The 4,676-nt window shown below is 68.1% G+C and carries 5 protein-coding genes; all 5 read left to right on the forward strand.

Annotated features, from left to right (window positions below; translation table 11 throughout):
• Positions 1-255, forward strand: a 255-nt coding sequence (locus AB4Y86_RS12600) for a lysophospholipid acyltransferase family protein (protein ID WP_441402564.1), incomplete at its 5' end; no start/stop codon positions are given.
• A gap of 39 nt (positions 256-294) precedes the next feature.
• Positions 295-2,289: an excinuclease ABC subunit UvrC gene (uvrC, locus tag AB4Y86_RS12605; RefSeq protein ID WP_441402565.1), complete on the forward strand. Its 1,995-nt coding sequence runs from the start codon at positions 295-297 to the stop codon at positions 2,287-2,289.
• Positions 2,290-2,405: 116 nt separating this feature from the next.
• Positions 2,406-3,329, forward strand: a complete 924-nt coding sequence (rapZ, locus tag AB4Y86_RS12610; RefSeq protein ID WP_441402566.1) for an RNase adapter RapZ — start codon at positions 2,406-2,408, stop codon at positions 3,327-3,329.
• A complete protein-coding gene (locus tag AB4Y86_RS12615; protein WP_441402567.1) occupies positions 3,329-4,348 on the forward strand; it encodes a gluconeogenesis factor YvcK family protein in 1,020 nt (339 codons plus the stop codon). The genes rapZ and AB4Y86_RS12615 overlap by 1 nt, the downstream gene beginning before the upstream one ends.
• 10 nt (positions 4,349-4,358) lie before the next feature.
• Positions 4,359-4,676 (forward strand): DNA-binding protein WhiA (gene whiA, locus AB4Y86_RS12620; RefSeq protein ID WP_441402568.1); only part of this gene is annotated, 318 nt, incomplete at its 3' end.

Genomic DNA, 4,676 nt, shown 5'->3' on the forward strand with positions numbered 1-4,676 from the left:
GCCCTCACGACGGGAGCCCCGGTGGTCCCGGTGGGTCTGATCGGCACCGAAAACCTGCAGCCCGCGGACAGCAACAAGGTCAAACCCCAGCACTTCATCATGAAGGTCGGCGAGCCGCTCTACTTCGACAAGACCGGCCCGGACCATTCCCTGCCGGCGCGGCGCCAGGTCACGGACCGCATCATGGACGCCATCGCGGAGCTGAGCGGGCAGCAGCGGGCCACCACCTACAACCAGAGCAAGAGTGTCGACTAGCGCGTCGGGACGGCGCCGCCGGCTCAGTAGAATGGACTAGTGGCAAATCCAGCTAGTTACCGGCCCCGGACGGGGGAGATCCCGACCAACCCGGGCGTGTACCGGTTCCGCGACCCGCACGGCCGGGTCATTTACGTCGGCAAGGCCAAAAACCTCCGCTCCCGGCTGAATTCCTACTTCGCCAACCCCGCCGGCCTGATGCCGAAGACCTACGCGATGGTCCACACGGCCAGCAGCGTGGAATGGACCGTCGTCGGCAGTGAACTGGAATCGCTGCAGCTCGAGTACACCTGGATCAAAGAATTCAAGCCGCGGTTCAACGTCATGTTCCGCGACGACAAGAGTTACCCGTACCTGGCCGTCACGATGGCGGAGAAGTACCCCCGGGTACAGGTCCTGCGCGGCGAACGGCGGAAAGGCACCCGTTACTTCGGCCCCTACACGGCGGGCGCCATCCGCGACACCATGGACACCCTGCTGCGGGTCTTCCCGGTCCGCAGCTGCAGCGCCGGGGTCCTGAAGCGTGCGGAAACCAGCGGCCGGCCCTGCCTGCTCGGTTACATTGACAAGTGCGCGGCCCCCTGCGTCGGCCGCATCTCGGCCGAAGACCACCGTGCCCTGGCCGAGGACTTTTGCGCGTTCATGGGCGGTGAGGCCAAGCCCTTCGTCTCCCGGCTGGAGAAGGACATGGCAGCGGCCGTGGCCGAGCTCGACTACGAACGCGCCGCCCGGGTGCGCGATGACATCGTCGCGCTCAAGAAGGTTTTTGAACGCAACGCCGTGGTCCTGGCCGAGGACACCGACGCCGATGTCTTCGCCCTGCACGAGGACGAACTGGAGGCGGCGGTCCAGGTCTTCCACGTCCGCGGCGGACGGATCCGCGGCCAGCGCGGCTGGGTGGTGGAAAAGGTGGAGGATTCCAGCACCCCTGACCTCGTCGAGCATTTGCTCCAGCAGGTCTACGGCGAAGAACGCGAACTCCAGGGCCGGATGCCGCGGGAAGTCCTGGTCCCGGCCGAGCCCAGCAACGCCGCCGAGCTTGGCCAGTGGCTCAGCGGGCTGCGGGGAGCCCGGGTCGACATCCGGGTCCCGCAGCGCGGCGACAAGGCCGCCCTGCTGACCACCGTCCGGGACAACGCCGAACACGCGCTCCAGCTGCACAAGTCCAGGCGCGCCGGGGACCTGACCCTGCGCTCCCAGGCGCTCCAGGAACTGCAGGAGGCCCTGGACCTGCCCGTCGCGCTGCTGCGGATCGAGTGCTTCGACATCTCGCACGTGCAGGGCACCAATGTGGTCGGTTCGATGGTGGTGGTGGAAGACGGCCTGCCGAAGAAATCCGACTACCGGAAATTCTCGGTCACGGGCGCCGCGGCCAGCGACGACACTGCGGCCATGCATGACGTACTCACCCGCCGCTTCCGGAACTACCTTCAAGAACAGGCTGAAAAAGCAGCCGACCCGGGCGATCCGAGCGCAGCCGCGGCCGACGGCCCGGTGGCGGACACCACGACGCCGGCGCCCCGGGCGAAGTTTGCCTACCCGCCGAACCTCGTCGTCGTCGACGGCGGCAAACCACAGGTCAGTGCGGCGGCGAGGGCCCTCGCCGAACTCGGCATCGAAGACGTCTACGTCGTCGGCCTCGCCAAACGGCTCGAGGAGGTCTGGCTGCCGGACAGCGACTTCCCGGTGATCCTGCCGCGCGCCTCGGCCGGGCTGTACCTGCTGCAGCGGATCCGCGACGAAGCCCACCGCTTCGCCATCAGCTTCCACCGGCAAAAGCGCGGCAAGGCCATGACCGTGTCGGCGCTCGACGGCGTCCCCGGCCTCGGCGACTCCAAGCGCAAGGCACTGCTGAACCAGTTCGGCTCGGTGAAAAGCATCAAGGCCGCGAGCATGGAGGAGCTCACGGCCGCGAAGGGGATTGGGCCGGCCCTTGCCGGTGCGATCGTGCGGCATTTCAACGCCGACGACGGCGCGGACGGCCCCACGGTCCCTGCCATCAACATGACAACCGGCGAAATCCTTGAAACTTAGCTAGCGCCGGCAATCTTGGCTAGGGTTAGGTGCTGAGGCGCGGTGCGCGGCCGGAAGCGACTGCCCGGAGCCACGGCCCTCACGGCAGAGCAAACAGCAGAGATGGAGCACGATTGATGGCAGAGTCAACGGCGGGATCCGGCACGGCGGCGGACGGGTTGACCCCCGTCAAGCCGGTAGAGGCGGAGCTGCTCGTGGTCACCGGGATGTCAGGGGCGGGCCGCAGCACCGCCGCGGACGCCCTCGAGGACCATGGTTGGTATGTCGTGGAAAACCTCCCTCCGCAGATGCTGGGCACCCTCGCGGAGCTCGTCTCGCACGCGCCGGGATCCATCTCCAAACTCGCCGTCGTCATGGACGTCCGCAGCAAGGACCTCTTCGCCGATATCCGCACCGCGCTGCGCAACCTTGAAGCCAGCGGCGTCACCTTCCGCGTGCTATTCCTCGATGCCAACGACGACGTCCTGGTGCGACGTTTCGAACAGGGGAGGCGCCCCCACCCGCTGCAGGGCGGCGGCCGGATCCTCGACGGCATCGCGGCGGAACGCGAACTGCTGCAAGAGCTCCGCGACTCATCAGACATCGTGCTGGACACGTCGCCGCTGAACGTGCACGGCCTAGCCACCGCCATCACCGAGCTGTTCAGCGAAACCGGACCGGTGGCGCTGCGCCTGAACGTCATGAGCTTTGGTTTCAAGTACGGCCTGCCGGTGGACGCCAACTTCGTCGCCGACGCGCGATTCATCCCCAACCCGCACTGGGTGCCGCAGCTGCGCCCGCACACCGGGCTGGACAAGGACGTCAGCGACTACGTGCTCGAGGCCGAGGGCGTCAGCGATTTCGTGGAACGCTACGTTTTGGCGCTCGAACCCGTGCTGGACGGCTACCGGCGCGAAAATAAGCACTACGCGACGATCGCCGTCGGCTGCACCGGCGGCAAGCACCGTTCCGTGGCCGTCGCCGTCGAACTGTCGCGGCGGCTGGCGCAGTACCCCCGGGTCACCGTCACCACCACCCACCGGGATCTGGGCCGCGAGTAATGGCGCTTCTGACCGGGCCCCTGCCCCTGGTGCCGGCCGCCAGCGCGGCCTTCGCCGGCCAGCAGGATAAGGGCCCCTCGGTGGTGGCATTGGGCGGCGGCCACGGCCTGTCCGCCTCGCTTTCGGCGTTGCGCCTGCTCACCTCGGAGCTGACCGCCATCGTCACCGTCGCGGACGACGGCGGCTCCTCCGGCCGGCTGCGCGAGGAGTACGGCGTCCTGCCGCCGGGGGACCTGCGGATGGCGCTCTCCGCGTTGTGCGACGACACCGACTGGGGCCGGACCTGGCGCGACGTCATGCAGCACCGCTTCAAGCCCGCCAAGGGGCGCGGCGGCTCCCTGGACGAACATGCGATGGGCAACCTGCTGATCGTGACGCTCTGGGAATTACTGGGCGACACCGTGGCCGGGCTGCAGTGGGCCGGTGCGCTGCTCGGGGCACGCGGCCAGGTCCTGCCGATGTCCACGACGCCGCTCACCATCGAGGGCAAAGCCCGGGTGACCGGCGCGGACGGCACCACGGTGCTGGAAACTGTGCGCGGACAAGCCAAATGCGCTGTTGCCGGTTCGCTCGAAGCGGTCCGGCTGCTGCCCGAAACCGCGTCGGCCTGCGTCGAGGCGCTGACCGCGATCGAACTGGCGGACTGGGTGGTCCTGGGGCCGGGCTCGTGGTTCACCTCGGTCCTGCCGCACCTGCTGCTGCCCGAGATGCGTGACGCGCTCTGCAACACCGAGGCGCGGCGTTGCCTCACCATGAACCTCGCCATGGACACCAAAGAGACGCTGGGAATGTCTGCCGCCGACCACCTCCGGGTGCTCAGGGAGTACGCGCCTGACTTCACCGTCGACGTCGTCCTCGCCGATCCCGCATCGGTGACGGACCTCGCGGAGTTCGAACGGGCGGCCGGGATGCTCGGCGCCGAGGTGGTCATGGGTAAAGTAGGGGCGTCGAGCCGCCGGCCGATCCACGACCCGCTGCGCCTGGCAACGGCGTACCACGACATTTTCGGGAACAGGTAGGAAAGGTGCCATGGCACTGACAGCATCGGTCAAGGAAGAACTTTCCCGGCTGGACATCAAGAAATCCTCGGTTCGCAAGGCCGAAGTCTCCACCATGCTCCGGTTTGCGGGAGGACTGCACATCATCTCCGGCCGGATCGTGATCGAGGCCGAGGTGGATCTCGCGTCGACCGCCCGCCGGCTGCGCGCCGCCGTCGCCGAGGTCTACGGGCACCAGAGTGAGATCATTGTCGTCTCCGGCGGCGGACTGCGCCGCGGCAGCCGCTACGTGGTGCGGGTGGTGCGCGACGGCGAGGCCCTCGCCCGCCAGACCGGCCTGCTGGACGCC

Source organism: Arthrobacter sp. 2YAF22_2 (assembly GCF_052114645.1).
GTDB lineage: Bacteria > Actinomycetota > Actinomycetes > Actinomycetales > Micrococcaceae > Arthrobacter.

What these genes read in the sequence shown, in the direction of transcription:
- rapZ (WP_441402566.1), top strand. Translation starts at nt 2,406, where the DNA reads ATGGCAGAGTCAACGGCGGGATCCGGCACGGCGGCGGACGGGTTGACC.
- AB4Y86_RS12615 (WP_441402567.1), top strand. Translation starts at nt 3,329, where the DNA reads ATGGCGCTTCTGACCGGGCCCCTGCCCCTGGTGCCGGCCGCCAGCGCG.